The organism is Asaia sp. Ae19-3, from assembly GCF_059801175.1.
Window position 1 is genome coordinate 1,978,886 of the sequence record NZ_JBCHWF010000001.1, and the last position, 25,568, is coordinate 2,004,453.

Below are 25,568 nucleotides of genomic sequence, written 5' to 3' on the forward strand. Positions count from 1 at the left end.
GTTTTCAGTAGGCGTAAGCCAGACCTGCACGCAGGGTCAGGCCATTCTGTATGCCGCTGGATGTAGCGTTCTCAGTAACAAGACCATCAACGACATTCCGATAGCTATAGCGATCTGAGTCATGACCGTAAGAGGTATAGGCGTAGTCCCCTCCAGCGGTCAGATGCCAATGGCGGGTCATACGGTAATCCACACCCAGACCACCTTCCCAACGCGGGCGAGTAGCTGATCTGCTCACACGGTAAGTCGTGGTATTGAGAATCTCGGCCCAACCGAAACGACCACGAAGAACAAGTCGATCGGTCAGGGCATAATCGGCATTCAGGCCAAGGCCCACGAAAAACGCGTTTTGCCCCCCAAAAGACGAGTAGCCGTAACTGTCATAACCTCCCTGCACGAAAGGCGTGACAAGCGCCTTGTCATTCAGGAACAGAAACCCTTTGCCGATCTCGCCACGTGTATAGGTCGAACGCGCATCATCTCCGCCGCCCACTCGCCAGGAATCCTGACCGTAGGAGGAGGTGTAGCTATGGGCGTATTTATCGTTGCGCGTTCCCGATCCAAGACGAAAAAGTGCTGAGGCATACACATTTTTGACGCGTCTCAGATCGATCATGCCCGAGGCATCGAGCTGAAAGCCGGGAACCCAGCCGATACGCCGCAAGCGGGACTGCGAGCTGGAGTTGTATGGGCGATACCACTGGCTGCCAGTCGTTTGAGACTGTGAACCATAGCCGCCAACGAGATTGTCGAAAATGCCTGCCATCGAGAGACCAACCTCGCGATTGACCGCAACAACCGGAAGCGGATCAGCAAGCGCTGTCGAGACAGTCAGACAGGACGCAAGAGAGACTGCGAAGCCAAAGAGTTTACGCATGGACGTTCCAGAGAGAAACAAAATGTATCTCCCTGAAACTCAATGGCTGCGCCTCGTCAATGTCCTGCAGGCAGGATCAGGCGAGAGTCATCATTCGTTATAAAAAGAATAATCTGTATATCCTTCTTCACCCCTGCTGTACCAGGTCTTGATATTATCCTGCTCGATAGGAAGATTTTCCTCTAGTCGACGAGGAAGATCAGGGTTTGCAATGAATTTACGACCAAAGGCGATAGCGTCTGCCGTACCATTTGCTACGGTTTCAATCGCCTCTTCTCTGGTATAGTCCTGATTCAGGACCAGAGGGTTCCTGAATACCTTTCGGATCGCCCCATGCAGTTTTGGCTGATCTGTCTTGCCGAAAGTCCCATTCGGGCCGGGTTCGCGCAGTTCGAGGAAGCCGATTCCCAAATCATTAAGCGTCTTTGCCGCCGGGACAAAAACGGACTCAGGGGCGCTGTCGATGCATCCCTGCGTATCGCCGTTGGGTGAAAGGCGCACCGAAGTCCGGTCTGCTCCGATCGTCGCAATAACGCGCTCGGTGACTTCACGCAGGAAGCGAATGCGATTTTCGGGTGAACCACCATACTCATCGTCACGATGATTGGTGCCGTCACGCAGGAATTCGTCGATCAGATAGCCGTTGGCGGCGTGAATCTGCACGCCATCGAACCCGGCCTCAATCGCATTGCGCGAAGCGACTTCGTATTCGCCCAGAATACGCGTGATATCATCCTTCGTCAGCGCTCGCGCCTGCTCGGGATCCTGCTTGCCGTCATAGGTATGAAGCGGGGCTGGCGCGGAAGTGGGCGAACTCGAGACAGGCTGCTGACCGGTCACGCTGGAATGCACCATACGCCCCATATGCCAGAGCTGAACGACAATTTTGCCGCCCTTGTCGTGCACCGCCTTGGTGACCGGCTTCCATGCCTCTACCTGCTCGGCGGACCAGATGCCTGGGGCGTAAGGCCAGCCAAGCCCCTCTCGGCTGATACCCGTCGCCTCGGAGATGATAAGTCCTGCTGTGGCACGCTGCGCATAATACTCGGCCATGATCGGCGTCGGCACGTGCTCGCGTGTACCGCGGCCGCGCGTCAGCGGCGACATGAGTATGCGGTTCTTCGCGTCGATAGCGCCAAGCTGGATCGGATCGAACAGAGTTGTCATAATGCTGTGTCCTCATGAACCCGTGGGGGGTTTAATTCGACTTTGATCGAACAATATCAGGAATGGGGATGCGTCTGTCTCAAGACAACCCCTCCCCCGCTTTTTTTGGAACCGGACGACGCCGATGGCTGACTATGACCACCCCGCTTCGGAAAGCCTGACCCTGCTGGGAGTCCTGCGCGGTCTGGCCGACCCGATCCGTCTTGAAATCGTTCAGCACCTCGGTTCGGTTCCCGAAGCCAGTTGCGCTGCACTGCTTGGTGATCGCCCCCGATCGAGCATGTCGCATCATTTTCAGGTACTCAGGGAGAGCGGCCTGCTGCATACGCGCATCCAGGGCGTGCAGCATTTCAACTCGCTGCGTAAAGCAGATCTCGATCTGCGCTTTCCTGGCCTCATGGAGGCCATTCTGGCGGGATAAGCGCCTGCCAGCCCCATAATAAGAACAACAGGCGCCCAGGCGCGAAAGGCCCGAGTGAATGCCCCGTTTCCTGCTTTCCTGGCACGGCACGATCCTCTGTCACGAGGAGGCCCGTCTTTTCTGTGCCCCTCTGCCAGATGTCGCGAGCGGGCGCGCACGCCCCGTCCTTGCCAGCCAGTGCAACGAGATGGTCGAAGGGCCCTGTTCACTTACGGTCGATACCGATGTCGTGTCCGATCCTGCAGGCGTCGTCGCGCTTCGCGCGGGGCAGACCTATCTGACTGCCAACCCTGATAACAACATGCGCCTGAGCGATGCCTGCGACGACTGGGAGCATTATCTGCCTGTGCCTCTCGAGACGCTCGAGACGCTCGATGCCCTTACCTCCCGGCGCTGGCTGGACGATCAGACGCGCATCATCCGACCCCGCCTCGACTCTTTCAAAATATCAATCGGCGATGTGCCTTGTGACCCGCGCGGCTTCACCATGGAGCTCGATGGGGCAATACATCACCCGTCAATACCACACCCTCTGCGCCCCTGGCCGAATGCCATGGTCGGTCGAGCCCTCTCTGCCGTCCTCTCGGCTCTGGCAAAAGGAGACACAGGGCGAAAGGGAATCTGGGCGCAATGGCCAGAACTGGCACGACAGGTTACACTGACGCTCGCTGAGCCCGATCATCCAGCCCATCTCTATTATCTTGCCCGCCTCTGTACGTTGCTGGGCCTTCTCGATGAAGCCGATCTCTGCCTTCAGGCCCTGTCTGGTGCCATGAATGAGGCGGATCGCCTCTGGGCAAGCTCGATCGTGGCGGCAGCCGCAGACGACGATGAGAAAGCAGCTCAGCTTCTGGGTGAAGCCTTCACAAGGGCGGCCGGGACACGTCACGACACGGCTGCCATCGCCGATCATACCGCTCGAATCCTTGCAGGCAGCCTCACTCATCGGTCGTTACTGCACGGATCAGGAACGCTGTTTCAGGCAAGGTTCGACGGGGCTTTCGATCTGGCCCTCATGCCCGGCAAGCTCCCCCCCGATGCCGATTATCACCTTCGTGCGGATTATTATCATGCACTGGAAGAGGCCTGGTCCGCCTGCCCGCAAGCCGGGCGTGAGGGCTTTCTTGCCCAGGAAGCGCGCCTGAATGGTGTCTCACACGCGCTGCTGGTCATTCAGGGGCACAATCACTGGCTCAAAGGCGCGTGGGAAGCAGCAGATGCCTGCTACGATCAGGCCCGACTGCGTGCCATCGAAGACGGTTTCAGCTTCATCCACTTCAACTGCGGTGCCTATTCATGGCTGACCGATACAGAACGTCCCCCCGAGCCCGAGCCCCTCAGCGTCGATAACTGGCAGTGGCATCATGCCGCCAATTCGGCTGAGCCGCAGCTTTGCCTCGTCGCAGGATGCGACGCCGCGTATTTTCGCTTCGTGCCCAAGCTTCTGGCATCCCTGATCAATGCGCTGGAGAAGGCACCTACCCCTCCCCGCATTCATCTCGTGCTCGGCCTCTCAAGCCCTACCGGTAAACAACTGGATTTCCTGACCCAGTGCAGCACCTCGCTGGCGGCGTCGGGCAGTTCTCTGGCGCTGAGTTTTGCCCATGGGCGGCTGACCCATCCTGACGGTGCCAGTTACGCCAGCCTGCGTTATCTGCTCATGCCGGAGATTGTGAAGCGTCAATCATGCCCCGTTCTGACGCTCGACATAGACGCGATGATCCCGTCAGATTTTCCGGATCTCATTGCGACGCTGCAGTCGGATTTCGATTATGGCTTTCGTCTCTATGCTTTCGACAGGGCCGGCCAGCAGTATTTTGGCGAACCATGGGGCTTTGGTGCCGGCGTTTCCTATTTCGGCGAGACGGATCATCTGCCGGTGATTGCACAGGCGCTACACGACTACCTCGTGAAGGCCTATCGCTCGGCAAATCCCACCAACTGGTGCGTCGATCAATGCGCCCTGTCAGCGGTTTATCATCGCCACATCGCCCCGCGATGGAACAGCCTGCGCATTCGTTTCATGGATGACGATCCGGCCATCGTGATTATGCCGCATCATGTCGGCATGGACAAAAGAAGCTTTGGCGCCTGGGAAGGCATTGTCGACATGGACCCCGTTTTCACCAGGCTGGACATTAACCCGGACCATGCCCGCCTGCTGGGGCGCCCCGCCTGAGCATGCGAATGCCCGCCCTGAAAGCGATCAGGGGGTTAGGGTGAACTGTGCCGTGACCTGGTTGCTTTCCGGGTTCCAGATCACGATCCGGTCGCCCTGAGGCCCGTTTATCTGTACTGCAACAGACCCGTCCGGCCTGACGGCTTCAGCAACAATCCGGCCACCCCCGCCATAGATGAAGCGGGGGGCTTCTCCCGGGGCATGAGCGGCGGCCATAACCGAAGCAGAACCTTGTGCAGCCATCACCGGCTGGTGGTGCCCCGGTGCCATGGCGCGATGTACGATCACCCCGATCAGGCCTGCCGTACCCAAAACGATCAGCACGCCCATGATAATGACAGCCGCCATGAGTGTGCGAGAAACCTTGGGCGAAGGCGTATCCATGGCGACAGACGATCCTGTTTGCTAAAGGGGCGCATGACCGATGCCAGCGCCAACATGCCCACCCGATTCGATTTCATCGTGACGCCTGAACAGGCGGGGCAGCGCCTCGACCGTTTTCTGGCCGATGGCATCGGTTCCCTCTCCCGCTCGCGCGTCAAATCCCTGATCGAAGCCGGGCAGGTTTTCTGCGATGGGGCCATCATACGCGAGCCTTCGGAAACCACCAGAGCAGGGCGGCAATTCACCCTTATCGTGCCACCGGCTGCCCCTGCCCGCCCCCAGGCCGAAGACCACGCCCTGCCCATCATTTTTGAAGATCGCGATCTGATCGTACTCGACAAGCCGGCAGGGCTGGTCGTGCATCCGGCGCCCGGCAACGAGACCGGCACGCTGGTCAATGCGCTGCTCGGCCATTGCGGCGATGATCTTGAAGGTATCGGCGGCGAAAAGCGCCCGGGAATCGTGCATCGCCTCGACAAGGATACCTCAGGGCTGATGGTCGTCGCCAAGACGCCGATGGCCCATAACGCACTGTCGGAAGCCTTCGCCGCGCGCGATATCGACCGCTCCTATCTTGCCCTCGCCTGGGGGCTTCTGCCGTCGGAAATCAGCTATGATGGCGCCATCGGACGTGACAAGCGTGATCGCAAACGCATGACCGTAGTGACCCAGGGCGGCAAACATGCCCTGACGCATGTGCGCTGCCTTGAGGCCCTCGACGCGGCTGTTAGCCTGGTGAGCTGCAAGCTTGCGACCGGGCGAACGCATCAGATCAGGGTTCATCTTTCCCAGGCCGGCCATCCGCTTCTGGGCGATCCGGTCTATCTGCGACGCATTCCCGCAGCCTCGCGGGGGCTGGGTGAAACCGCACGCCGCGCAGCGCTCGATTTTCCCCGTCAGGCGCTCCACGCGGCACGGCTTGGCTTTACCCATCCACGCACGAAGGAAACGCTGCTTTTTACCTCCGAACCCCCTGAGGATTTTCAGGGTCTGCTGCGAACCCTGCGTGGGGGTTAATTAGGAGTAATGTGGTACGTTTTCTTGACAGCAAAAACGGGGTATGATCTGCTCATAGTCAATCCGACGAAGTGACGCGCCGCCGGAATGGACGTACCGCCTGGCATCGCTCATGCTGAGGGTGCTGCGCGGGGACGAAAATCCTTCCCTAACCAAGCGTCACCCGGTGACGGGAACTCTGACGGGCACGCCCCGTAGATAGTGTTCCACTTTGCACCGGGCGAAAGGAGTTGCAGCCCAATGGCCTCTTCCGCCGTTTTGTCCCTTGGTCCTGAGAGCAATCTGACACGCTATCTTCAGGAAATCCGTAAATTCCCTATCCTGACCCAGCAGGAAGAGGGCGAACTCGCCCGTCGCTGGCGCGACCATGAGGAAGATGCCGCAGCCCACAAGCTCGTCACTTCTCATCTTCGTCTCGTCGCCAAGATCGCCATGGGCTATCGTGGCTATGGCCTGCCGCTGAACGAACTGATCAGTGAAGGCAATATCGGCATGATGCAGGCAGTCAAACGCTTCGATCCTGACCGTGGCTTCCGTCTCGCTACTTATGCGATGTGGTGGATCCGCGCGGCGATGCAAGAGTATATCCTGCATAGCTGGTCGCTTGTGAAAATGGGCACCACAGCATCCCAGAAGAAACTGTTCTTCAATCTGCGTCGCCTCAAGGGGCAGATGCAGGCCATTGATGACGGTGACCTCAAGCCGGAACAGGTCGACAAGATCGCCACGACGCTTGGTGTACCCGAGCAGGATGTGGTGTCGATGAACCAGCGTCTCTCTGCGCCCGATCACAGCCTGAACGCCCCTCTTCGCAGCGATAGCGAGGGTGAGTGGCAGGACTGGCTGGTCGATGATCAGGAGAGCCAGGAAACCACTCTGGGTGAAGCCGAGGAAATGAGCGGCCGTCAGGCGCTCCTGACCGAAGCCATGAAATCCCTTAACGAGCGTGAGCGTCATATCCTGACCGAGCGCCGTCTGAAGGATGACCCTTCAACGCTCGAAGAGCTCTCCCACGAATATGGCGTCTCGCGTGAGCGTATCCGCCAGATCGAGGCACGCGCCTTCGAGAAACTGCAAAAGGCCATGGCAGCTGAAGTCGAGCTGCGTCGCCGTCAGGACGAAGGCATTTCGCTTCGCGATCCTGTGACCAATTGAGATGAGGGCGGGGCATCACCGACAAAGCTGGTGGCCCGCCTCTCGCCTTGAGCTGAGTTACCTTGGCCGAGATCCGGCCGCGTGACTTGGAGGGCTCTGCTCTGGGCTGAAATGCTGGCCCTTTTTGCTGGCGGTCCCCTCGTCGTTCTGGCTCTCAGACGACCGGGCATTCTGTTCGCAGCCCTGTGGCTTGGCGCCCTTCTGGCCTTGTTCGTAACGCGCCATCAATTGCCTCACCCTCACCAGCCAGGGCGGGAAGTAAAGGCGATCCTTCTGCGCTTTGGCCTGCTTGGGTCAGTCCTGACATTCTGTGCGTGGTGGTTCTGGCCGACCCATTTTCTCGACCTACCGCGCCACAGACCCGGATTCTGGCTGCTGATCCTGCTGCTCTACCCGTTGCTCTCGGTCTGGCCACAAGAGATGCTATATCGCGCCTTTCTGTTTACCCGTTACGCCCCCGTGCTGCGCACGGCCCCGGCGCGCATTGCCGCCAGCGCCGCCGCTTTCGGCTTTGCCCATGTCATTTTTCTGAACTGGATTGCCATCGTCCTGACGGTGGCTGGCGGGGCGCTTTTCGCGATGGACTACGAGCGCCATCGCTCCCTGCGCCTCTCCTGTCTTGAGCATAGTCTTTATGGATGCCTGATCTTCACCATCGGCATGGGGCGGTTTTTCTATACCGGCGCTGCCTGGCACCATGGCTGATGGCGTTCACCCCGGCTTAAGCCCTGCCTCCTGACGCACACGTTCCTGCAGCACCACGAAATCGCGCTCTGCATCCCCCGCACTGATGGCCCCGATCAGACGGTCACGCATGATCGAAGCGATAGGCAGCGGGACGCCCTGCTCGCCCCCGGCTTCGAGGAACATTTTCACATCCTTGAGGCCCAGCGTGACAGGAGCACCCGGATGATCGTAGCTTCGATCAATCATCAGCCTGCCGTAGTTCCGGTGCACCGGGGCTGTGTAGAAGCTGTTGGTCATGATCTCGAACACCAGACCAGGGTCGGTGCCCAGCTTCTCGTTGACTGTGAACACCTCAGCCATCTGCTCGATCGTGGAATAGATCATGAAATTCAGCGATAACTTGACCAGATTGGCCTGGACCGGATCGGAACCTGCATTGAATGTTCTTTGCCCAAGGCAGGCAAAGAGCGTGCTGGCCCTTTCGATCTGATCGGTAGCGCCAGAAGCAATGATGAAAAGAGAGCCGTCTGCGGCCGCTGGTGGCCGACCGAGAACATTTGCGCTGATATAGGCCTGCCCGCGCTCTAATTGGCCGTCACGCAGGCGCCTTGCCTGCGCCAGGGAAAGCGTGCTGCAGCAGATATGCAGACCGTTTTCGCGCAGGCCCTCGGCAATGCCCTGATCGCCGAATGTCGCGCTCTCTGTCGTGGCATCGTCAAACAGCATGGAGAAAACGATCTCCGAGCGGCGCGCCACTTCGGCAGGATTCTCTGCCCGAAAGGCTCCTTTGGCAACGAGCGCATCTGCCTTGCTGGATGTCCGATTCCAGACGCTCAGACTATGCCCCTCGTTCAGAAGGCGGGTGGCCATGGCCTGACCCATGGCGCCCAATCCGATAAACCCGATTTCCATGGCGTGTCTCCTTGCTGCGCCGACGCTTCAGATGCGTAAGATCATGCGCCAAGGAAGGTTTTATCGGATTGCGCTCTGGCATTCTTGCGCCTCTGCGCCATAGATCGACTCATGTGCGCCAATCTCTTCATCACCCCACCTGACGCGGCTCGCGACGATTCCAGGTTCTGGCTGCATGGTGGCAGCCTCACGCAGGACACGCGGCGGATCGCACCACGCCATCACCATGCGCGCGGGCAGATTCTGGGCCTTGCAAGCGGCGTGATGGTGTTTCGGACAAACCGAGCCTGCTGGTCGGTCGGCCCGGGGCAGGTGCTATGGCTGCCTCCGGATCTGCCTCATGAAGCCCGCTCACATGGCGCGATGGCCGGATGGACGCTCTATCTCCATCCCTGCCGCTGCACCAACCTGCCCGACACGCCTTTTCTTGCCGAAGGCACGCCTCTTCTCAATGCCCAGGCAGAGCGCCTTGCGCAGACCACTCAAGAGGGAACGACCAGCCTCGTCACAACACGTCTGGCCGAGAGCTTCTGGGATGAGTGGATCGCCCTGCCTCGACGCCTTTCCGGGTTGCCGATCCCCTCTGACCCACGACTGCGACGTGTGACCGACCATCTGGAAATGGCACCCGGCGACAGACGCTCCCAATCCGAATGGGCGGCGCTTGCCGGCATGTCGCTGCGCTCTTTCGTCCGGCATTTCAGAGCGGATACCGGGGCTGGCTTTGCCGTCTGGCTGCAGAAAAGACGCATGATCGACGCCCAGCAGAGACTGGCGCGTGGCGAGCGCGTGACCGATGTGGCGCTTGCAGTCGGGTATGAAAGCATCGGTGCCTTTTCGGCCAGCTTCAGACGCAGCACCGGCTGCCGACCCAGCCGGTTTGCGGTAGCGCAGGCTGTTCCCCCTGACGACAAGCGAACATCCGGGTGAGGCCATGCCGCGACGCCCCGCCTGTCGCGGCATGATCCAGTCAGGTAGCCCCAGCCAAACCATCCACCGCCATGGCGCTCTTCAGAAGAGCGCAACAGCGTTCCATTGAAAAGATTTCCCTATCACACAAATCAGAACGATCTGTTTTGCTTTAATAAAGCGCCATGACAGGGTGACCTTGCTCTCACTGAGATCAAGATTTTTCGGAGACAGGTTCATGGCAAGAATAGACTCATCCATTCGTCCCTTTTCAACCGACGCCTATTGCCGCGGTAATTTCCTGACCGTTTCAGATCAGGACCTCAAAGGAAAATGGTCCGTTGTTTTCTTCTACCCGGCTGATTTTACCTTCGTCTGCCCGACGGAACTTGAAGATCTGGCTGACAACTACGCCGAACTCCAGAAGCTGGGAGTGGAAATCTATTCGGTATCGACCGACAAGCATTTCACTCACAAGGCATGGCACGACACTTCGCCAGCCATCGGCAAGATCGACTATGTCATGCTCGCCGACCCGACAGGCACCATTGCGCGCAATTTCGACGTAATGATCGAAGAGGCTGGCGTTGCAGACCGGGCAAGCTTCCTGATCAACCCCGAGGGGCGCATCCAGTATATCGAGATCACCTCGGGCGGGGTGGGACGCAGCGCGACCGCACTGCTCGACAAGATCCGGGCCGCACAATATGTCGCCGCCCATCCTGGCGAAGTCTGCCCGGCGAAGTGGAAAGAAGGCGATCAGTCACTGGCGCCCTCGCTCGATCTCATCGGCAAGATCTGATCCGCTTTTACGACACCACGCCCTCTTTCACTTTCCGGCGCCACAGAGATTGCGGCGCGGCGTGCCTCGCGCACGCCCCGCAATCCGGGGCTTCACCCGTCGCCTCTTTTCAGGACAGAATTCCATGCTCGACACGACGATCAAGGACCAGCTGCGCAGCTATCTGACCAATCTGCGCCACGATATCACGCTTGAAGCCTCGCTCGATGACAGCGCCAAGTCACAGGAAATGCACGCGCTCGTCGAGGATATCGCAGCCCTTTCCGACCGCATCACCGTCAGGCTGGTTCCGGATGCACCGCGCGCACCCGCTTTTCGCATCCGTCGGACAGACGGCGAAGAGGCGGTAAGTTTCGCGGCTATTCCGATGGGCCATGAATTCACGTCACTCGTTCTCGCCCTGCTGCAGATCGGTGGCCATCCGCCAAAGATCGAGGCGGAAACAGCCGATCAGATCCGCAGCCTGAAAGGCCCGCTGCGCTTTGAGACGTACATGTCGCTGTCGTGCCAGAACTGCCCGGATGTCGTGCAGGCACTCAACGCCATGGCCGCGCTCAACCCGGCTATCGACCATACGGCGATTGACGGCGCGCTGTTCCAGAAGGAAGTCACCGAGCGCAATATCATGACCGTGCCGCAGATCTATCTGAATGGCGAGCCTTTTGCTTCTGGTCGTATGGATGTCGAGGCCATCATCTCGAAGCTCGACACAGGCTCGGCCTCGCGTAAGGCCGAACAGCTCTCAGAGAAAGCGCCTTTCGAGGTGCTGATCGTGGGCGCCGGTCCGGCCGGTGCAGCGGCGGCTGTCTATGATGCCCGCAAAGGTATCCGCACAGGCATCGTCGGTGAGCGCTTCGGCGGTCAGGTGCTAGATACAATGGCCATCGAGAACTACATCTCGGTGCCGGAAACCGAAGGGCCGAAGCTGGCTGCGGCACTGGAAAAACATGTGCGCAGCTATGAGGTGGACATCACGACGGGCCAGCGCGCCTCAGCCCTCATTCCTGCGGCTGAGCCGGGCGGCCTGCATGAAATCCGGTTCGAAAGCGGGGCCGTGATGCGCAGCCGCTCGATCATTCTGGCACCGGGTGCTCGCTGGCGCGCCATGAACGTGCCGGGTGAAGAAGCGTATCGCAACAAGGGGGTCGCCTATTGCCCGCATTGTGACGGCCCGCTTTTCAAGGGCAAGCGTGTGGCCGTGATCGGTGGTGGCAATAGTGGCGTCGAAGCGGCGATCGACCTTGCCGGCCTGGCCTCGGAAGTGACGCTGCTCGAATTTGCCGATGTGCTGCGTGCCGACTCAGTGCTGCAGGACAAGCTGTTCAGCCTGCCCAATGTCCGCGTCATCATGAATGCCCAGACCACCGAGGTCGAAGGCGATGGCACGCGCGTCACAGCTTTGGCCTATCGTGACCGCCCCACGGGCACGCCGCACAAGATCGCGCTGGAAGGGATTTTCGTCCAGATCGGTCTGGTGCCGAACACCGAATGGCTGCAGGACAGCGTGGTGCTGAGCGATCGCGGCGAGATCGTTGTCGATACGCATAACGCCACCTCCGTTCCCGGCATTTTTGCCGCCGGAGATGCCACGACGACGCCGTTCAAGCAGATCATCGTCGCCACTGGCGAAGGGGCAAAAGCCGGCCTGTCAGCCTTTGACTATCTGATCCGACTGCCTTCGGCAGCACCAATCGCCGCTGCCGCGGAATAGACATAAAAAAAGCGGGCCTTTCGGCCCGCTTTTTTCGTCTCAATCCTCGAAAGGATCGCGCATCAGAATAGTGTCGTCGCGCTCGGGGCTGGTCGAGAGCAGCGTGACCGGCGCCTCGATCAGTTCCTCGATACGGCGAATATATTTGATCGCAGCAGCAGGCAGATCGGCCCAGCTACGCGCACCGAAAGTCGTTTCCTGCCAGCCGGGCATGGATTCGAAAACCGGCTTCAGACGGGCCTGGGCAGCGGGGCTGGAAGGGAAGGACGTGATCGTCTGGCCGTCGAGTTCATAACCGACACAGATCTTCACTTCCTCGAACCCGTCGAGCACATCGAGCTTGGTCAGCGCGATGCCGTTCACACCACCCACACGGGCAGCGCGACGAACGAGCACGGCATCAAACCAGCCGCAGCGACGCGGACGGCCCGTTACGGTACCGAATTCACGCCCGCGTTCGCCCAGCTTCTGGCCGACATCGTCGAAAAGCTCGGAGGGGAACGGTCCCTCACCCACGCGGGTCGTATAGGCCTTGGCAATACCCAGAACGAAACCAACCGTTCCCGGACCGACGCCGCTGCCACTGGCCGCAACGGCGGCAACGGTGTTCGAACTGGTCACAAAGGGATAGGTGCCATGATCGACATCGAGCATGACGGCCTGCGCGCCCTCGAACAGGATGCGACGGCCAGCACGACGCGCCTCATCCAGCCGCTCCCATACCGAGCAGGCGAAAGGCAGCACACGCGGCGCAAGCTTTGCCAAATGATCGAGAATTTCCTGCTTGGTGAAGGTCGCAGCACCCAGACCCGCGAGAAGCGTGTTGTGATGCAGAAGCAGTTCATCGAGCTTCCAGTCGAGCGTTTCAGGCTCGGCCAGATCGCACAGCCGGATGGCACGACGGGCTACCTTGTCCTCATAGGCCGGGCCGATGCCACGGCCGGTCGTGCCGATCTTTCGATCGCCACGCGCAGCCTCGCGGGCGCGATCTGTCGCAACATGCAGCGGCAGGATGAGCGGCACGTTATCGGCCACCCAGAGCGTTTCGGGATTCACGACGAGCCCCTGGGCCGACACGCGGTCGATTTCGGACAGCAGCGCTTCGGGATCGACCACCACGCCATTGCCGATGACGCCGGTCTTGCCGCGTACGAGGCCGGAAGGCAGCAGGGAGAGCTTGTAGACCTGATCGCCCACCACGAGTGTATGACCGGCGTTGTGACCGCCCTGGAAGCGGACGACGATATCCGCACGGCTGGCCAGCCAGTCCACGATCTTTCCCTTGCCTTCGTCACCCCACTGGGTGCCGATGACGGTGACGTTGGACATGCTCTTATCCCTTTACAGCGTGATGAGTTCGTCAGCGACGAAAATGAAAGTGCAATTGAGGCGACGGGCCTCGGCAGGCAGATCATCGACGGTGTCGAGACCGGCTACCGTGGCATAGCCCTCTGCGCGCAGGCGGGCCGCGCCAGCTGAGTCCTGCATTTCAGCGGCCACATAGACGCGCGGACGCAGAACGATCGGCCGGGCGGCACGAAGCAGGATTTCAGGACGGAAGGTGAGACCGCAAGCCGGTTCCTCACCCTGTGCCTGATACCGTCCGCCACGCCCCAGTTCTTCACGCTGGCTTCTGGCGAAAACGGTCATGCAGATACCGGTGTGATACTGCCAGCCGCGAAATTCGGCAGGATCGACCGTCAGACGCAGTTGCGGCGCACGCAGATGCAGGGCGCGCACAACGGCGACCAGCCGATCGGCGTGCAGCCTGATTTCAGGAGGCAGATCGATCGTCTCGAGAATGGCCAGTGCCGCATCCGAAGGACCACATGCCTCGACAAGGGCGGTCAGCACCGAAGCCACCGGCCCGCCAAGCTCGGCAACAGCAGCAATGTCCTTGCGATCAAGCGCATGCACCAGCGCAGCCCGACGGGCCCCTGTATATCCCGACAGGCCGACCAGTGCCTGAACCAGCGCCGGGCAGGAGAGATCGAAGGAGTATTCCTCGACACCCAGCTTCTCGAGCGCCTCTGCGGCAATCAGCACAACTTCGCAATCGGCTTCGACGGAATCGGCACCGATCAGCTCGATCCCGGCCTGACTGATCTGGCGCTGGCCTTCACGGCCTGGCGTACCGACCAGAATGCATGACCCGGCATAGGAGAGGCGCAGCGGGCGTGCCGTTGCCGCCAGACGCGTTGCGGCAATGCGCGCAATCTGTGTGGTCATGTCCGGGCGCAGCGCCATCATACGACGCGATTCCGGATCCATCAGGCGAAAAGTCTGTTCTTCGAGCGCCTGACCGGCACCATGCAGCAGCGATGTCTCGAATTCGAGCAAGGGCGGGCGTACGCGCTCATAGCCATGAGCGGCGAACACTTCCATCACGGATTCGATCCCCTGCGCCTCGGCCTCAGCTTCGTGCTGCAGCAGGTCGATAAACCCCGAGGGGAGAAGGGCTGTATCGGGCTCGTCGGTCAGTTTCATACGCTGTATTCCATCCTGACGCTTTCATAGGCCCAGTCGAGCCACGGGAGAAGCGCCTCGATATCGTCAGTTTCGACCGTGGCTCCACCCCAGATCCGCAGGCCCGGCGGCGCGTCGCGATATGAGGCGAGATCGAAACCCGCCCCTTCATCCGCAATCAGACCAGTCAGAGTCTTCACGATCGTCTGCTGGTTTTCGATATTCTGTTCGGCAAACCAGGGGGCGACGATACGCAGACAGATCGACGTGGTCGAACGCTGGCTGGGCTCGGCGGCAAGGAATTCCACCCAGTCGGTCTGCGCGACCCAGCGCGCAACGGCCTCGAAATTGGCCCGGGAGCGAATCTTGAGCGCTTTGAGACCGCCAATGGCATCGGCCCATCTCAGCCCGTCCAGCGCATCTTCGACACACAGCATCGAGGGCGTATTGATCGTGTCGCCCGAGAAGATCGCGTCGATCAGCCCCTTCTTGTTGGTGAGGCGAAAGATCTTGGGAAGCGGGCGTGGCGAGGCCTGTTCGAGCCGGGCAACAGCACGGGGGCTGAGCGCGATCATGCCATGAGCAGCCTCTCCGCCCAGCGCCTTCTGCCACGACCAGGTCACGACATCGAGACGATCCCATGGCAGGTCCATGGCAAACGCTGCCGAGGTCGCATCGCAGATCACCAGTCCGTCGTGCTGCGCCGGAATGGCATCTGCCCCCGGCACACAGACGCCAGAAGTGGTGCCATTCCAGGTCAGGACCACGTCATGCGACCAGTCGACCGCCGATAGATCAGGCAGCGCCCCATAAGGCGCTTCATGCACCGTTAAGGCGTCGAGCTTGAGCACGTCGCGCAGATCCTGCGCCCAGAGCCCGGAGAAACTCTCGAATGACAGCACATCGACGGGGCGTTCGCCCGCCAGGGCCCAGAGGATCATTTCGACGGCACCGGTATCCGATGCAGGCACGATCCCGATCTTCCAGTCGCCCGGGGCCTCAAGCAGGCTATGCGAGCGGTCGATGACTTCCTTGAGCCGCGCCCTGCCCTCAGGCGCGCGATGCGACCGCCCGAGCAGCGCGCCATCGAGCGCGTTCAGCGTCCAGCCCGGGCGCTTTGCGCAAGGGCCTGACGAAAAGAACGGTCGGGCGGGTTTTCTGACAGGGCGTTGGGGCATGATGAGTCCGGCAAACTGAAAGAAAGTTCGCGAGATATGCCGGAGGCAGGCCCAAAGGCGCAAGTCATGGCCCGGTCAATAGCATGTTTTCGATGAAAAATATGGTACGAGAGGGGGGATTCGAACCCCCATGCCTTGCGGCGGTCGATTTTGAGCCGACTACGTCTACCGTTCCGTCACTCTCGCATGATGGGCGAATTGTTAGCGAGGTTCAGGAAAAAAGGCAACGGATACCCGGCAGGATCACAAATCGAAACGCCTCGACCCGGCCAGCAGGCGCGCAAACCCTGTTGAAGCGACCGGAGATGAAAACAGAAAGCCCTGACCTGTAGGGCAACCGATGCGGCGCAACAGGGCAAGCTGGGCCTCGGTCTCGATCCCCTCGGCCACCACATCGACCGATACCGCCTCACCAAAACGAATGATCGCCTCGACAATCACCTCCATGGATGATTCCGAGCAGATCTTGCGAATGAAGCTGCGATCGATCTTGATGGACGAGACGGGAAAATCTCTCAGGAAGCCGAGAGACGAATAGCCCGTACCAAAATCATCGAGCGTGATCCGCACGCCTGCCCGGCGCAACAGCGCCAGAGCACGATGAATATAATGCTCGCTGTTCTGGTAGAGAACATGCTCGGTCAGTTCGAGCTCGATCAGTCTGGCAGACAGTCCGTGACTATCGAGCCGCGCCAGTAGCTTTTCGGCGTAATCGTCCTGCATGAATTCGACCGGCGCGACATTGATCGAAATCGGCGGCGGCATGAGCCCCGCGCTGCGCCACAGGGCGATATCCTCGAAAACACATTCCTGCACACGCGCCGAAACACGGCTCGCCAGATCATAATTGCGGAAAATCTCTGGAAAGGCGTCAGGACCGCTGGGGAGATCGCTGCGTCCATGCCAGCGCATCAGGGCCTCGGCCCCCGTGATGTGACCGTCGGACAATCTGACTTTTGCCTGATAGGCGGGGTAAATCTGGTCCTGATCCAGCATCTGTCGCACAGAATTGGTCTGGGCAGTCACGCCATTGCCGCGCTGCGCCATGCCTGCATGGTAGAGGCGAAAACCGCCCCTTCCATGCGCCTTGACATCGTTGAGCGCGAGCAGGGCTGCCTGCCTCAGTTGCGAGACCCCCTCGCCGTCCTGGGGATAAAGCGCCGCACCGATGCTGAGGCCGAACCTTACCTGCCTGTTGCCAAGCCTGAGTGGCAGATCGATGAAACTGAGCAGGGCCTGGGCATGACCGGCCAAGGTCGATGCGGAGACCTCGCCTGTCAGAAGCGCTGAAAACTCGTCATCACCCGTACGCGCTGCATCGCCTTCATGCGCAGTTACGAGGCTGAGCCGGTCAGCAACGAGCTTGAGCACCTGATCACCAACATCGCGCCCGTAGAGATCGTTCAGATCGCCCAGATAATCGATATCGACGATCAGAAACCCGAGAGCCCGCCCCTCTGTCACAGCCAGAGCCATCGACTGCTCGAGGCGAGTGTCGAAAGCCTGGCGGTCCAAAAGCCCGGTCAGACCGTCCTTTCCCTCTCGCGCATCGACCCGGGCCGCCATCTCCCGGCTAAGCGTACGAAAAGCCCTGCGCGCCGTATAAGAGGCGGATTGAGCCGCAAGAACAGATGACACGTTCTTTTTCCTGCGGACGGAATGCTTCGCGTTGACCGGTTCGGAACCAAGGCTACTGCTCACCCGAGGCTGAAACAGCTCAGGGCGCGTGGGAAGCGTGTCCAGCCCAGTATCGATCTGGACGCCAGATATCGCCTTGGCCGAAGGAGCTTCTGGCGTTTCACCCTGGGGAAGGCTTGGAAGAAGAAGAGGAAAGTCGGTTTCCGGGTGACAAAACAAAATCCAGCCTCCCCCCTCCGTGCCACCCATTTTCTGCCAGTGCAGATCCGTCCTGACCGGCGCCCCGCCTGGATGCCTGAGCGCCACGCTGCTGTGAACAGAGCAGCTTGTTGGGGCCTGGCAATGTTCGGGCAGACACGAAACTTGTCCCGGATTTTCAAGCAGATCTGTCCAGACAACGGCGCCGCATTTTGGATCGATTCCGGAAAACCGCTCCCAGCTGCGATTGAGATAGGAGATTCTCCCATCGGCCTCGACGTGGCAGACGAGCAGAGGGAGCCAGTCGAGCACATGCCCGGCGCGATCCGGTCTTGTCTGCCCAGTCACTCCTCTCATATGCGCCATGCCCTTTCGACCCATTCGAACCGGACCCGTCGCCCGAGAGAAAGCCTTTAGGGACTATAGGTCTGGATTGATGACCAGAACGTAACTTCCGAAGCGCCACCACGTGGCGATTAACGCCTTGTTTTCACTGCGCTACCCGCGACATACCGTAAAAAAAACACCAACGCACCCACTCTTTGGGAAATATCTCCCGCATCAGGCAACATATTGATATCGCGGGAGTTCTCTTCCGGTTGCCTCAACCGATCAGTCTTTGATGCCCCCCATAAGGCGGATGTTCTGCAAAGCGGCACCAGCAGCGCCCTTGCCCAGGTTATCGAGGCTGGCCGTCAGCAGCACATGCCGCCATTTCTCGTTGCCATGCACACGCAGCGCCATCTCGTCGCGATCGGCCAGAGCTGCGGCGTCGAGACGGGTTAGATCGGCCGAAGCCAGAGAGACGTAGTCCGATCCTTTGTAATAGGCGCGCAGGCAAGCCTCAATGTCGGAGACGCGCACATAGCCCGGCAAATCGGCCAGCTGCAGCGGAATCGAGACGATCATCCCCTGCGCAAAATGACCGATCGAGGGCACGAAAAGCGGACGGCGTTTCAGGCCCGCATACGCCATGATCTCGGGCACATGCTTGTGCTCGAGCCCGAGCCCGTACAATTCGAAAGCGGGGCCACCATGCGCTTCATGGGCCTCGATCTCGCTGCGACCGCCACCGCTATAGCCGCTGACGGCATTGATGGTGATCGGGTGATCGGCAGGCACCAGTCCGGCATCGACCAAAGGACGCAGCAACCCGATCACACCGGTCGGGTAGCATCCGGGATTGGCAACATGACGGGCCGAAGCGATACGGTCGGATTGAGTCGAGTCGAGTTCGGGAAAGCCATATTCCCAGTCTGCCGCCACACGATGAGCGGTGCTGGCATCAAGGATTTTCACATTATCGAGACCGGCAGCCAGTGCCACTGCCTCGCGCGCTGCATCATCGGGAAGGCACAGCACAACGATATCGGCTGCCTGCATCATCTCGAGGCGTGCCTGCGGGTCTTTGCGCTTTGCAGGATCGATGGAGAGAACCTCGACTGGCAGGGCGCGCAGGCGGTCCCTAATGCCCAGCCCGGTCGTTCCTGCCTCACCGTCGATGAAGACCCGTGTCATCAATTCATTCCCTCACTAAAATATTCCATCTGGACGAAGTAAGCATTTACATGGCTTTGTCCAATGCATGATGGATAAAGATAAACTTTCACCCCAAGGTTTTTCTCAAGTAGGTGAGCCACCGCTCCTGCATGGTGGCAAGCTCAAGGACCGCCATATTGCCATGATTGCCCTCGGCGGTGTCATCGGCGCGGGTCTTTTCATAGGCAGTTCTGCCGCTATCGCTGCTGCCGGGCCTGCCATCCTGCTCACCTATATGGGCACCGGCCTTCTGGTTGTCATCGTGATTCGCATGCTGGGCGAGATGCTGCTGGCGCGTCCCGGTATCGGCACGTTCATCGATTGCATTCGCACGGCTCATGGCAACTGGGCAGGGTTCCTGTCCGGCTGGCTGTACTGGCTGTTCTGGGTAGTCACGATCGGCGCCGAAGCCATTGGCGGAGCCATCGCCATGCAGGACTGGGTCAATCTGCCCGTCTGGGTTCTGGCGCCTTTTCTCATCATCGCCGTCAACCTGATCAATCTCGTTTCGGTGCGCGTATTCGGCGAATGCGAATTCTGGCTTTCTCTCATCAAGGTGGCCACCATTATTGCCTTCTGCGCGCTCGGCCTGCTCAGCCTAAGCCATTTCGTCGGGCCGCATCCGAAGATTATTCATAATGTCTTCAACCACGATGGGCTCTTTCCGCATGGCTGGGGAGCCATTCTCGCAACGGTCCCGACCGTGCTGTTCTCGATGATCGGCTCTGAATCCGCGACGGTTGCTGCTGCGGAATCAGAGAATGCGGAAGAAAACCTTGCCCGCGTGACCCGCACCATCGGCGTGCGTGTCACGCTTTTCTATCTACTCTCTGTCGTGCTCATCCTGACGCTCGTGCCATGGACCTCGATCGAACCCGGCTATTCGCCCTTCGTGACCGTCATGCGTCATATCGGCGTACCCGGCGCGGCAACCCTGATGCAGATCGTGGTTTTTACAGCCATTCTCTCCTGTCTGAATTCGAGCATCTACATCACGTCGCGCACCCTTCTGGGCCTCGCGGAACTGCACGACGCCCCCAAATGGTTCGCAACCCTGTCGCGCAGCCATGTGCCTCAGCGCGCCGTCACTTTCTCGAGCCTTATCGGGCTTGTGGTCGCCTTCTGCTCGATCCTTTCTCCCAAGCTGATCTTCGCCTTTCTGCTTGGCGCAACCGGCGCGGTCATGCTGCTGATCTACGGGCTGATCGTGTCGTCCCATCGCGTCTTCCGTCTGGCCGACCCGCAGAACCGCGTCTTCACCCTGCCCTTCGGCACAGTGCTCAATCTTGGCACGCTTGCAGCCATCGGTCTGGTGGTCATTGCCATGCTGGTACAGGCGGACGGACGTCAGACCATCATCGCCAGCCTCGTCAGCGTTGCGGCCATCCTTGGGCTGTATGCCTTGTGCCGCAAAGGCAGATAAGCCAGAGTTCCGTTTCCCCTTTCTCAGGATGACCGGTATGATACCTCGTTCCACCCTCGCCCTCATCCTGACAGGGCTGGCCCTGACGCCAGTCGCCGCAGTGCATGCGCAAAGTGCGTCTGACGCGGCGACGGCACTGCCATCGGCTGCAATTCTGGCCTCGCCTGCCCGCCCCGATGCCGATCGCGCCAAGGATGCCCAGCGCAAGCCTTTCGATCTGCTCGCCCTCACGCCGCTGCCCAAGGGCGCGGCAGTTGCCGATCTGATGCCCGGTAGCGGTTACTTCACCCGGCTGCTCAGTCTTGAACTCGGCGCGTCAGGCCATGTCTATGCGGTCATTCCCGCCGAGATGGTGGCGCGCCATCCGCAGATACCGCAAATGGCACAGGCCATTGCCGCCAATCCTGCTTTTGGAAATGTCTCGGTGGTTGTCACACCGATCGTCGATTTCAAGGTGGCCCAGCCCCTCGACCTCGTCTGGACCTCGCAGAACTACCATGACGTCTATGGCGGGATGGGGCCTGCAACAGCACTGCATATGGATCAGGCGATCTATCAGGCTCTCAAGCCGGGGGGGATTTTTATGGTGATCGACCATGTTGCCCTGGCTGGCACAGGCACTACCGCCCCCACAACACTGCATCGCATCGACCCTGATCTCATCGTCAAGCAGGTTGAGTCGGCCGGTTTCCGTCTCGTTACCAGCAGCCCTGCGCTGCGCAACCCTGACGATACCCACACCCTGCCGGTCTTCGACAAGTCGATCCGCGGGCGTACCGATCAGGTTGTGCTGAAATTCCAGAAGCCTCTGAAGCAGGATCACGATAACTGAGCCGAAACCCTTCCAGGGCAGGTGGCCTGCGGAACGGGCGCGGCCTATAATCTGCGTCGTCCATTCCGAGACCGGAGCCTGTCTTGAACGCTGCAGAAGAACTCGACCGCCTTCTCTCCATCATGATCCGTTTGCGTGACCCGCAGACAGGTTGCGCATGGGACAGGGTCCAGACCCACGAAACCATTGCCCCCTTCGCCATAGAAGAAGCCTATGAGGTCATGGATGCGATCGCCCGGGAAGACTGGCAGGCGCTTCCTGACGAACTCGGCGATCTGCTGCTTCAGGTCGTCTATCAGGCGCGAATTGCCGAAGAGGCGGGACGGTTCGATTTTGCAGAAGTGGCGCGTCAGATCAGCGACAAGATGGTGCGTCGTCATCCTCATGTCTTTGCCGAAGCCGAACTCGATGCCGATCTGTGGGAGCGTAACAAGCAGGCCGAGCGCGCAGCAAAGGCGGAATATGGGCTTCTTGCCGGTATCGCGCCTGCCCTGCCCGCCCTGATCAGGGCCGAGAAACTGGGCAAACGCGCCGCACGCGTCGGGTTTGACTGGGATACGCCCGAGCAGGTTCTCGAAAAGATCAACGAAGAGCTTGAAGAAGTACGCGCCGAACTCCCCCTTGGCGACAAGACCCGTCTCGAAGATGAGATCGGCGACGTGCTCTTTACGGTCGCCAGCCTGGCCCGCAAGCTCGGTCTCGACCCGGAAGCCTGCCTCAGGCAGGGCAATGCCAAGTTTACCCGGCGTATCGAGACCATGGAATCCGTTCTGGCCGAAACCGGCAGCACTCTTGCCGATCTTGACCTTACCGCGCAGGAAGCGCTCTGGCGCGAGGTCAAGATCAGGCTTGCCCAGGCAAAAGCCAGCTGAAGACCGATCTCAACGGGGGGCATCGGCACCGCAGAAAAAAGCAGGATCGGGCACGCAGCGCGCGGCAGAACCTGCTCAAAAGAGGCGTCCCTTTCGCAGGATGGCCCCATGACCGATGCCGATGACAAAGCCCGCTCTCATTACCTCGCCCGTATGCGTCGGGCGCGTGACCATATCGACAGCCATCTCGACGAAGCGCTCGATCTCGACACAATCAGCGCCGTGGCGTCATTTTCACCCGCCCATTTCCATCGACAGTTCAGGGCGCTTTTTGGCCTCACTCTGCATCGCTATATCCAGCTCGCACGCTTCAAACGCGCTGCCACCCGGCTTGCCTATGGCAGTGAAAGCATCACGCGGATTGCGCTTGAGGCCGGATATGAAACACCGCAGGCTTTCTCCCGCGCCTTTCGCCTTCGTGCGGGACAGATCCCCTCTTCCTTCCGCAAGACCCCCGACTGGGCCGCGTGGGAGACGAGTTGCACGGCACTTGATGTCGCAAGAAGCACCCTGATGACTCAGCATTATACGCTCGATGCCGTCACCATCCGGGAGGTCGCTGCAACACGCATTGCGGTCATGACCCATCAGGGGGCGCCAGAGGGGCTCGGGCAGACCATACAGCGCTTTATCGCCTGGCGCCGTGCCAATGGCCTGACCCCGCGTAACAGTGCCACCTATACGCTGTTCCCTGACGACCCGGAAACGACACCGCCAGATCATTATCGTGTCGGGCTTTGCGTCGGCACAGACAAAGCGATTTCTGCTTTTGATGAGGCAATTGAGATCAGCAGCCTGCCCGCGGGGCGCTGCGCGGTGTTGCGTGTCACCGGCATAATTGACCATCTGGAAGAGGCCGCCTCAGAACTCTATCGGCAGTGGCTGCCGGAAAGCGGGGAAGAGACGCGCAGTTTTCCGCTCTATTGCCAGCGTATCGCGTTCTTCCCGGAAGTGCCTGAGCACAAGTCAGTTGCCGAACTGTATTTGCCGCTCAAATGACAGGCGCCCCGAGAGGCGCCCGTTTCCGCGGCAATATCAGGCCTCCAGGGCCAGAGCGATGTTCTTGGTGACCACGTCTGTCGAGATCAGTTTGGAGCATTCGAACTGACGGTCGGTATTAGCGTGACGGGGGCACCACAGAAAATTATTGTGATCGAACATGTAGCGCGGATCGTTCCAGCATGAATTGCAGGCATGCCATGAGATGACACGCCATGGCGTGTGGAACTCGTTATTCGGGTGGGTGAAGCCCGAGATCATAATGCTTTTCGTTCCAGTCGCCCAGGCGAGCCAGGTAAGACCGGAGCTCAGCCCGATAAACAGATCGGCATGCTTGAGCCAGCGCGCGCGTTCGCTCAAAGGACGATTGCCCGTCTCATCTTCAGCACCGTGGGGGATCTGGTTCCAGACAATACCCGCGCCGCTATATGGTTTTTGATCGATACAGATCACGCGATAGCCGCGCTTCTTCAGATAGGCGATCACGCCAAGCCAGCCGCCCGGGTTGTTCCAGTATTTGCACTGCGCCGAAGCCTGGGTCGCGATGCAGACATAGGGCTCTTCGATCGGCCGCGTGTCATCCTCGATCACGATTTTCGGCGGCTCTTCTGTCGGATCAACGCCCAGAATATAGCCCGCCGTGCGATGCAGCCCGACATAACGGAAATCGCAGGGCTGATGGATGTTATCGGTGTCGTCGAAAAACAGACCGATATTATAGGTGGCGTAAATCTGCGAACGCAGCGGGCTTTTTTCCAGCTCTTCTCGCGTCGTAAGCTCGATCTCAGGATAGGCCTTCGCGAAAAGCGGAATGAAGACGCCTGCTAGGGAACAGATTACACGTGCCCCGCTCTTGGCAGCAAAGCGCGCCACATAGGGAAACCAGCCAAGCGTATCGCCAAGCGTACCGACCGGAAGCTGCACCAGCACAATCTTGCCACGCGCATCAAACTCATGGTGCAGGACGACAGTTTCCGTGCCGTCATCGGCAATGCGCTGTACATCGACCGCAAACCGAATGAAGAATTTTTTCGTCGAGGAGAGATGCCCCTCTTCGAGTTCGCCCTGAAAGATGATCGTCGAATTATCGAGATCGGTCAGAGTGGCGCGCCAGCGGCCGCCGGGTTTTTTCGGCAGAAGGACACGCGCGCCCCAGTTGAAATCGAAATGAATACCCTGCCCCGCGTCATTTGTGGGCAGGTCGGGCGGCAGAACATAGGGATTCGGCATCGGGGGGCCCGCAGGAGCCGTCTGAGTCTCTGAGGTCGGGGCGTTGGCAGAGCTATCTGTGGACATGGGCCGCGTTTACGCCTTCTTAGCTGTTTCCATGAGATGAACGCAGACGGATACATCCCGGGTCGATTTTTTCCCCGTGATCCGAATAACCAACCCGTGTTCCGAACGGGCAGAAAGGGGTGGCTCTATCTAAAACCCCGTTTGCCATTCTACAACGTAAGAATCTTTTTACACTCTTTCAAATCATATCGTTCAGGCTCATTCCTCCGCGCTTATTGTTACTGTTGCACGACGTTTTTGTTTTGTGTCACTGCTTGAAAACAGACAGGGCCATATGGCCAATTTCGATCAGCTTTTCACGACTGGCCCCATCACGTGCCTGAATGCCGAGCCCCTGCATCACCGTGCTGAAATACCCGGCCAGAGCATCGAGATCGGTGGTGGGCGCCAGATCACCAGCCTTGACGCCAAGGGCGAGGCGCTGCTTCATGGCGTCTTCCGCAAGGCGTCGCTGATCGATCATCAATTCCTTCAAGCGACTTTGAGCAGGCGAGCACTGGGTCGCAGCACTCGCGATCATACATCCTGAAGGGCTGTCACAACGCGTGAAGGCACAGGCCGCCGCTTCGAAAAGGGCGCGAAAGGCATCCGCCGTGGTCTGTCCCGTCTCGAGCGCCGCGACAAACCAGGCACTTGCCTGTCTGGCATAGGCGTCGATCGCCTCATGATAGAGCGCCTCCTTGCTGCCGAAACTGTTGTAGAAACTGGAGGCGCTGATACCCATGACAGCGGTCAAATCGTCAAAGCTCGTGCCTTCATAGCCACGATCCCAGAACAGACGCATGGCCGCCATGAGCGCAGTCTCACGATCGAAGGAAGACGGGCGCCCACGCGCCTTGCGCTGTGTCTGGATATTTTTTGTAACCATCGCTCCACAAATCCTTGAAACCGCCCGAACGCTTCTCA

The 25,568-nt window shown here is 59.7% G+C and carries 23 protein-coding genes and 1 tRNA gene; 12 read left to right on the top strand and 12 right to left on the bottom strand.

The window, feature by feature from the left end:
- Positions 1 to 4 precede the first annotated feature (4 nt).
- Both AAID99_RS08615 and AAID99_RS08620 read right to left on the bottom strand, forming a co-directional pair.
- Positions 5 to 877 carry a hypothetical protein gene (locus AAID99_RS08615; RefSeq protein ID WP_498493652.1) on the bottom strand — a complete coding sequence of 291 codons (873 nt, stop codon included), beginning with the start codon at positions 875 to 877 and terminating at the stop codon, positions 5 to 7.
- Between the two features lie 90 nt (positions 878 to 967).
- Complete coding sequence (locus AAID99_RS08620) at positions 968 to 2,044, bottom strand: alkene reductase (protein ID WP_498493653.1); 1,077 nt, start codon at positions 2,042 to 2,044, stop codon at positions 968 to 970.
- A gap of 124 nt (positions 2,045 to 2,168) precedes the next feature.
- Between AAID99_RS08620 and AAID99_RS08625 the strand changes: the two genes are divergently transcribed.
- Positions 2,169 to 2,465, top strand: coding sequence for an ArsR/SmtB family transcription factor (locus AAID99_RS08625; protein ID WP_188426159.1), 297 nt, complete (start codon positions 2,169 to 2,171; stop codon positions 2,463 to 2,465).
- Positions 2,466 to 2,523: 58 nt separating this feature from the next.
- On the top strand, positions 2,524 to 4,644 hold the full coding sequence (locus tag AAID99_RS08630) for a hypothetical protein (protein WP_498493654.1): 2,121 nt from the start codon (positions 2,524 to 2,526) through the stop codon (positions 4,642 to 4,644).
- Between the two features lie 27 nt (positions 4,645 to 4,671).
- Here the strand turns inward: AAID99_RS08630 and AAID99_RS08635 are convergent, their stop codons facing one another.
- Positions 4,672 to 5,028, bottom strand: a complete 357-nt coding sequence (locus AAID99_RS08635; protein ID WP_188426161.1) for a hypothetical protein — start codon at positions 5,026 to 5,028, stop codon at positions 4,672 to 4,674.
- A gap of 33 nt (positions 5,029 to 5,061) precedes the next feature.
- Here AAID99_RS08635 and AAID99_RS08640 point away from each other — a divergent pair, with 33 nt between their 5' ends.
- The 3 genes from AAID99_RS08640 (at position 5,062) to AAID99_RS08650 (ending at position 7,905) form a co-directional block, all read left to right on the top strand.
- A complete protein-coding gene (locus tag AAID99_RS08640) occupies positions 5,062 to 6,045 on the top strand; it encodes an RluA family pseudouridine synthase (RefSeq protein WP_188426162.1) in 984 nt (327 codons plus the stop codon).
- A 240-nt stretch (positions 6,046 to 6,285) separates the two neighbouring features.
- The gene (gene rpoH, locus AAID99_RS08645) at positions 6,286 to 7,200 is read left to right on the top strand and encodes an RNA polymerase sigma factor RpoH (RefSeq protein WP_188426163.1); all 915 of its coding nucleotides are present in this window, start codon (positions 6,286 to 6,288) and stop codon (positions 7,198 to 7,200) included.
- Positions 7,201 to 7,281: 81 nt separating this feature from the next.
- Positions 7,282 to 7,905: a CPBP family glutamic-type intramembrane protease gene (locus AAID99_RS08650; protein ID WP_498493655.1), complete on the top strand. Its 624-nt coding sequence runs from the start codon at positions 7,282 to 7,284 to the stop codon at positions 7,903 to 7,905.
- A gap of 6 nt (positions 7,906 to 7,911) precedes the next feature.
- On the opposite strand, the gene AAID99_RS08655 is transcribed toward AAID99_RS08650, so the two are convergent.
- Positions 7,912 to 8,799, bottom strand: a complete 888-nt coding sequence (locus tag AAID99_RS08655; protein WP_498493656.1) for an NAD(P)-dependent oxidoreductase — start codon at positions 8,797 to 8,799, stop codon at positions 7,912 to 7,914.
- Positions 8,800 to 8,910: 111 nt separating this feature from the next.
- On the opposite strand from AAID99_RS08655, the gene AAID99_RS08660 reads away from it, so the two are divergent.
- From AAID99_RS08660 to ahpF, 3 genes are all read left to right on the top strand, one after another.
- Positions 8,911 to 9,729 (top strand): AraC family transcriptional regulator, encoded by an 819-nt coding sequence (locus AAID99_RS08660; protein WP_188426165.1) that lies wholly within the window; start codon positions 8,911 to 8,913, stop codon positions 9,727 to 9,729.
- Positions 9,730 to 9,946: 217 nt separating this feature from the next.
- Entirely contained in the window at positions 9,947 to 10,510 is a 564-nt protein-coding gene (ahpC, locus tag AAID99_RS08665) for an alkyl hydroperoxide reductase subunit C (RefSeq protein ID WP_498493658.1), read from the top strand.
- Positions 10,511 to 10,634: 124 nt separating this feature from the next.
- Entirely contained in the window at positions 10,635 to 12,221 is a 1,587-nt protein-coding gene (gene ahpF / locus AAID99_RS08670; protein WP_188426167.1) for an alkyl hydroperoxide reductase subunit F, read from the top strand.
- Positions 12,222 to 12,260: 39 nt separating this feature from the next.
- Here the strand turns inward: ahpF and AAID99_RS08675 are convergent, their stop codons facing one another.
- From AAID99_RS08675 to argC, 6 genes are all read right to left on the bottom strand, one after another.
- Complete coding sequence (locus AAID99_RS08675) at positions 12,261 to 13,550, bottom strand: adenylosuccinate synthase (protein ID WP_188426168.1); 1,290 nt, start codon at positions 13,548 to 13,550, stop codon at positions 12,261 to 12,263.
- Positions 13,551 to 13,562: 12 nt separating this feature from the next.
- Entirely contained in the window at positions 13,563 to 14,708 is a 1,146-nt protein-coding gene (locus tag AAID99_RS08680) for an ATP phosphoribosyltransferase regulatory subunit (RefSeq protein ID WP_188426169.1), read from the bottom strand.
- On the bottom strand, positions 14,705 to 15,865 hold the full coding sequence (locus AAID99_RS08685; RefSeq protein ID WP_188426170.1) for a phosphoserine transaminase: 1,161 nt from the start codon (positions 15,863 to 15,865) through the stop codon (positions 14,705 to 14,707). Before AAID99_RS08685 ends, AAID99_RS08680 begins: the two co-directional genes overlap by 4 nt.
- Positions 15,866 to 15,967: 102 nt before the next feature.
- Positions 15,968 to 16,051: transfer RNA gene (locus AAID99_RS08690), tRNA-Leu, on the bottom strand.
- A gap of 57 nt (positions 16,052 to 16,108) precedes the next feature.
- Positions 16,109 to 18,067: a sensor domain-containing protein gene (locus AAID99_RS08695; RefSeq protein WP_188426171.1), complete on the bottom strand. Its 1,959-nt coding sequence runs from the start codon at positions 18,065 to 18,067 to the stop codon at positions 16,109 to 16,111.
- Between the two features lie 246 nt (positions 18,068 to 18,313).
- Positions 18,314 to 19,219, bottom strand: a complete 906-nt coding sequence (gene argC / locus AAID99_RS08700) for an N-acetyl-gamma-glutamyl-phosphate reductase (protein ID WP_188426172.1) — start codon at positions 19,217 to 19,219, stop codon at positions 18,314 to 18,316.
- Positions 19,220 to 19,286: 67 nt separating this feature from the next.
- Here argC and AAID99_RS08705 point away from each other — a divergent pair, with 67 nt between their 5' ends.
- The 4 genes from AAID99_RS08705 (at position 19,287) to AAID99_RS08720 (ending at position 23,366) form a co-directional block, all read left to right on the top strand.
- Positions 19,287 to 20,663, top strand: coding sequence for an amino acid permease (locus tag AAID99_RS08705; RefSeq protein ID WP_229719751.1), 1,377 nt, complete (start codon positions 19,287 to 19,289; stop codon positions 20,661 to 20,663).
- Positions 20,664 to 20,700: 37 nt separating this feature from the next.
- Entirely contained in the window at positions 20,701 to 21,495 is a 795-nt protein-coding gene (locus AAID99_RS08710; RefSeq protein WP_188426173.1) for a class I SAM-dependent methyltransferase, read from the top strand.
- Positions 21,496 to 21,578: 83 nt separating this feature from the next.
- On the top strand, positions 21,579 to 22,367 hold the full coding sequence (gene mazG / locus AAID99_RS08715; RefSeq protein ID WP_264784126.1) for a nucleoside triphosphate pyrophosphohydrolase: 789 nt from the start codon (positions 21,579 to 21,581) through the stop codon (positions 22,365 to 22,367).
- 108 nt (positions 22,368 to 22,475) lie between these two features.
- Positions 22,476 to 23,366, top strand: coding sequence for an AraC family transcriptional regulator (locus AAID99_RS08720; RefSeq protein ID WP_498493659.1), 891 nt, complete (start codon positions 22,476 to 22,478; stop codon positions 23,364 to 23,366).
- A gap of 36 nt (positions 23,367 to 23,402) precedes the next feature.
- On the opposite strand, the gene AAID99_RS08725 is transcribed toward AAID99_RS08720, so the two are convergent.
- Positions 23,403 to 24,662, bottom strand: a complete 1,260-nt coding sequence (locus tag AAID99_RS08725) for an autotransporter strand-loop-strand O-heptosyltransferase (RefSeq protein WP_498493661.1) — start codon at positions 24,660 to 24,662, stop codon at positions 23,403 to 23,405.
- 247 nt (positions 24,663 to 24,909) lie between these two features.
- Positions 24,910 to 25,530, bottom strand: coding sequence for a TetR/AcrR family transcriptional regulator (locus AAID99_RS08730; RefSeq protein ID WP_229719753.1), 621 nt, complete (start codon positions 25,528 to 25,530; stop codon positions 24,910 to 24,912).
- Positions 25,531 to 25,568: the final 38 nt, after the last annotated feature.

Bases quoted from the DNA above. Each gene is read 5' to 3' on its own strand.
- AAID99_RS08615 (WP_498493652.1), bottom strand. From the start codon at position 877: ATGCGTAAACTCTTTGGCTTCGCAGTCTCTCTTGCGTCCTGTCTGACT.
- AAID99_RS08620 (WP_498493653.1), bottom strand. From the start codon at position 2,044: ATGACAACTCTGTTCGATCCGATCCAGCTTGGCGCTATCGACGCGAAG.
- AAID99_RS08625 (WP_188426159.1), top strand. From the start codon at position 2,169: ATGGCTGACTATGACCACCCCGCTTCGGAAAGCCTGACCCTGCTGGGA.
- AAID99_RS08630 (WP_498493654.1), top strand. From the start codon at position 2,524: ATGCCCCGTTTCCTGCTTTCCTGGCACGGCACGATCCTCTGTCACGAG.
- AAID99_RS08635 (WP_188426161.1), bottom strand. From the start codon at position 5,028: ATGGATACGCCTTCGCCCAAGGTTTCTCGCACACTCATGGCGGCTGTC.
- AAID99_RS08640 (WP_188426162.1), top strand. From the start codon at position 5,062: ATGACCGATGCCAGCGCCAACATGCCCACCCGATTCGATTTCATCGTG.
- rpoH (WP_188426163.1), top strand. From the start codon at position 6,286: ATGGCCTCTTCCGCCGTTTTGTCCCTTGGTCCTGAGAGCAATCTGACA.
- AAID99_RS08655 (WP_498493656.1), bottom strand. From the start codon at position 8,799: ATGGAAATCGGGTTTATCGGATTGGGCGCCATGGGTCAGGCCATGGCC.
- AAID99_RS08660 (WP_188426165.1), top strand. From the start codon at position 8,911: ATGTGCGCCAATCTCTTCATCACCCCACCTGACGCGGCTCGCGACGAT.
- ahpC (WP_498493658.1), top strand. From the start codon at position 9,947: ATGGCAAGAATAGACTCATCCATTCGTCCCTTTTCAACCGACGCCTAT.
- ahpF (WP_188426167.1), top strand. From the start codon at position 10,635: ATGCTCGACACGACGATCAAGGACCAGCTGCGCAGCTATCTGACCAAT.
- AAID99_RS08675 (WP_188426168.1), bottom strand. From the start codon at position 13,550: ATGTCCAACGTCACCGTCATCGGCACCCAGTGGGGTGACGAAGGCAAG.
- AAID99_RS08680 (WP_188426169.1), bottom strand. From the start codon at position 14,708: ATGAAACTGACCGACGAGCCCGATACAGCCCTTCTCCCCTCGGGGTTT.
- AAID99_RS08685 (WP_188426170.1), bottom strand. From the start codon at position 15,865: ATGCCCCAACGCCCTGTCAGAAAACCCGCCCGACCGTTCTTTTCGTCA.
- AAID99_RS08695 (WP_188426171.1), bottom strand. From the start codon at position 18,067: ATGGCGCATATGAGAGGAGTGACTGGGCAGACAAGACCGGATCGCGCC.
- argC (WP_188426172.1), bottom strand. From the start codon at position 19,219: ATGACACGGGTCTTCATCGACGGTGAGGCAGGAACGACCGGGCTGGGC.
- AAID99_RS08705 (WP_229719751.1), top strand. From the start codon at position 19,287: ATGATGGATAAAGATAAACTTTCACCCCAAGGTTTTTCTCAAGTAGGT.
- AAID99_RS08710 (WP_188426173.1), top strand. From the start codon at position 20,701: ATGATACCTCGTTCCACCCTCGCCCTCATCCTGACAGGGCTGGCCCTG.
- AAID99_RS08720 (WP_498493659.1), top strand. From the start codon at position 22,476: ATGACCGATGCCGATGACAAAGCCCGCTCTCATTACCTCGCCCGTATG.
- AAID99_RS08725 (WP_498493661.1), bottom strand. From the start codon at position 24,662: ATGTCCACAGATAGCTCTGCCAACGCCCCGACCTCAGAGACTCAGACG.
- AAID99_RS08730 (WP_229719753.1), bottom strand. From the start codon at position 25,530: ATGGTTACAAAAAATATCCAGACACAGCGCAAGGCGCGTGGGCGCCCG.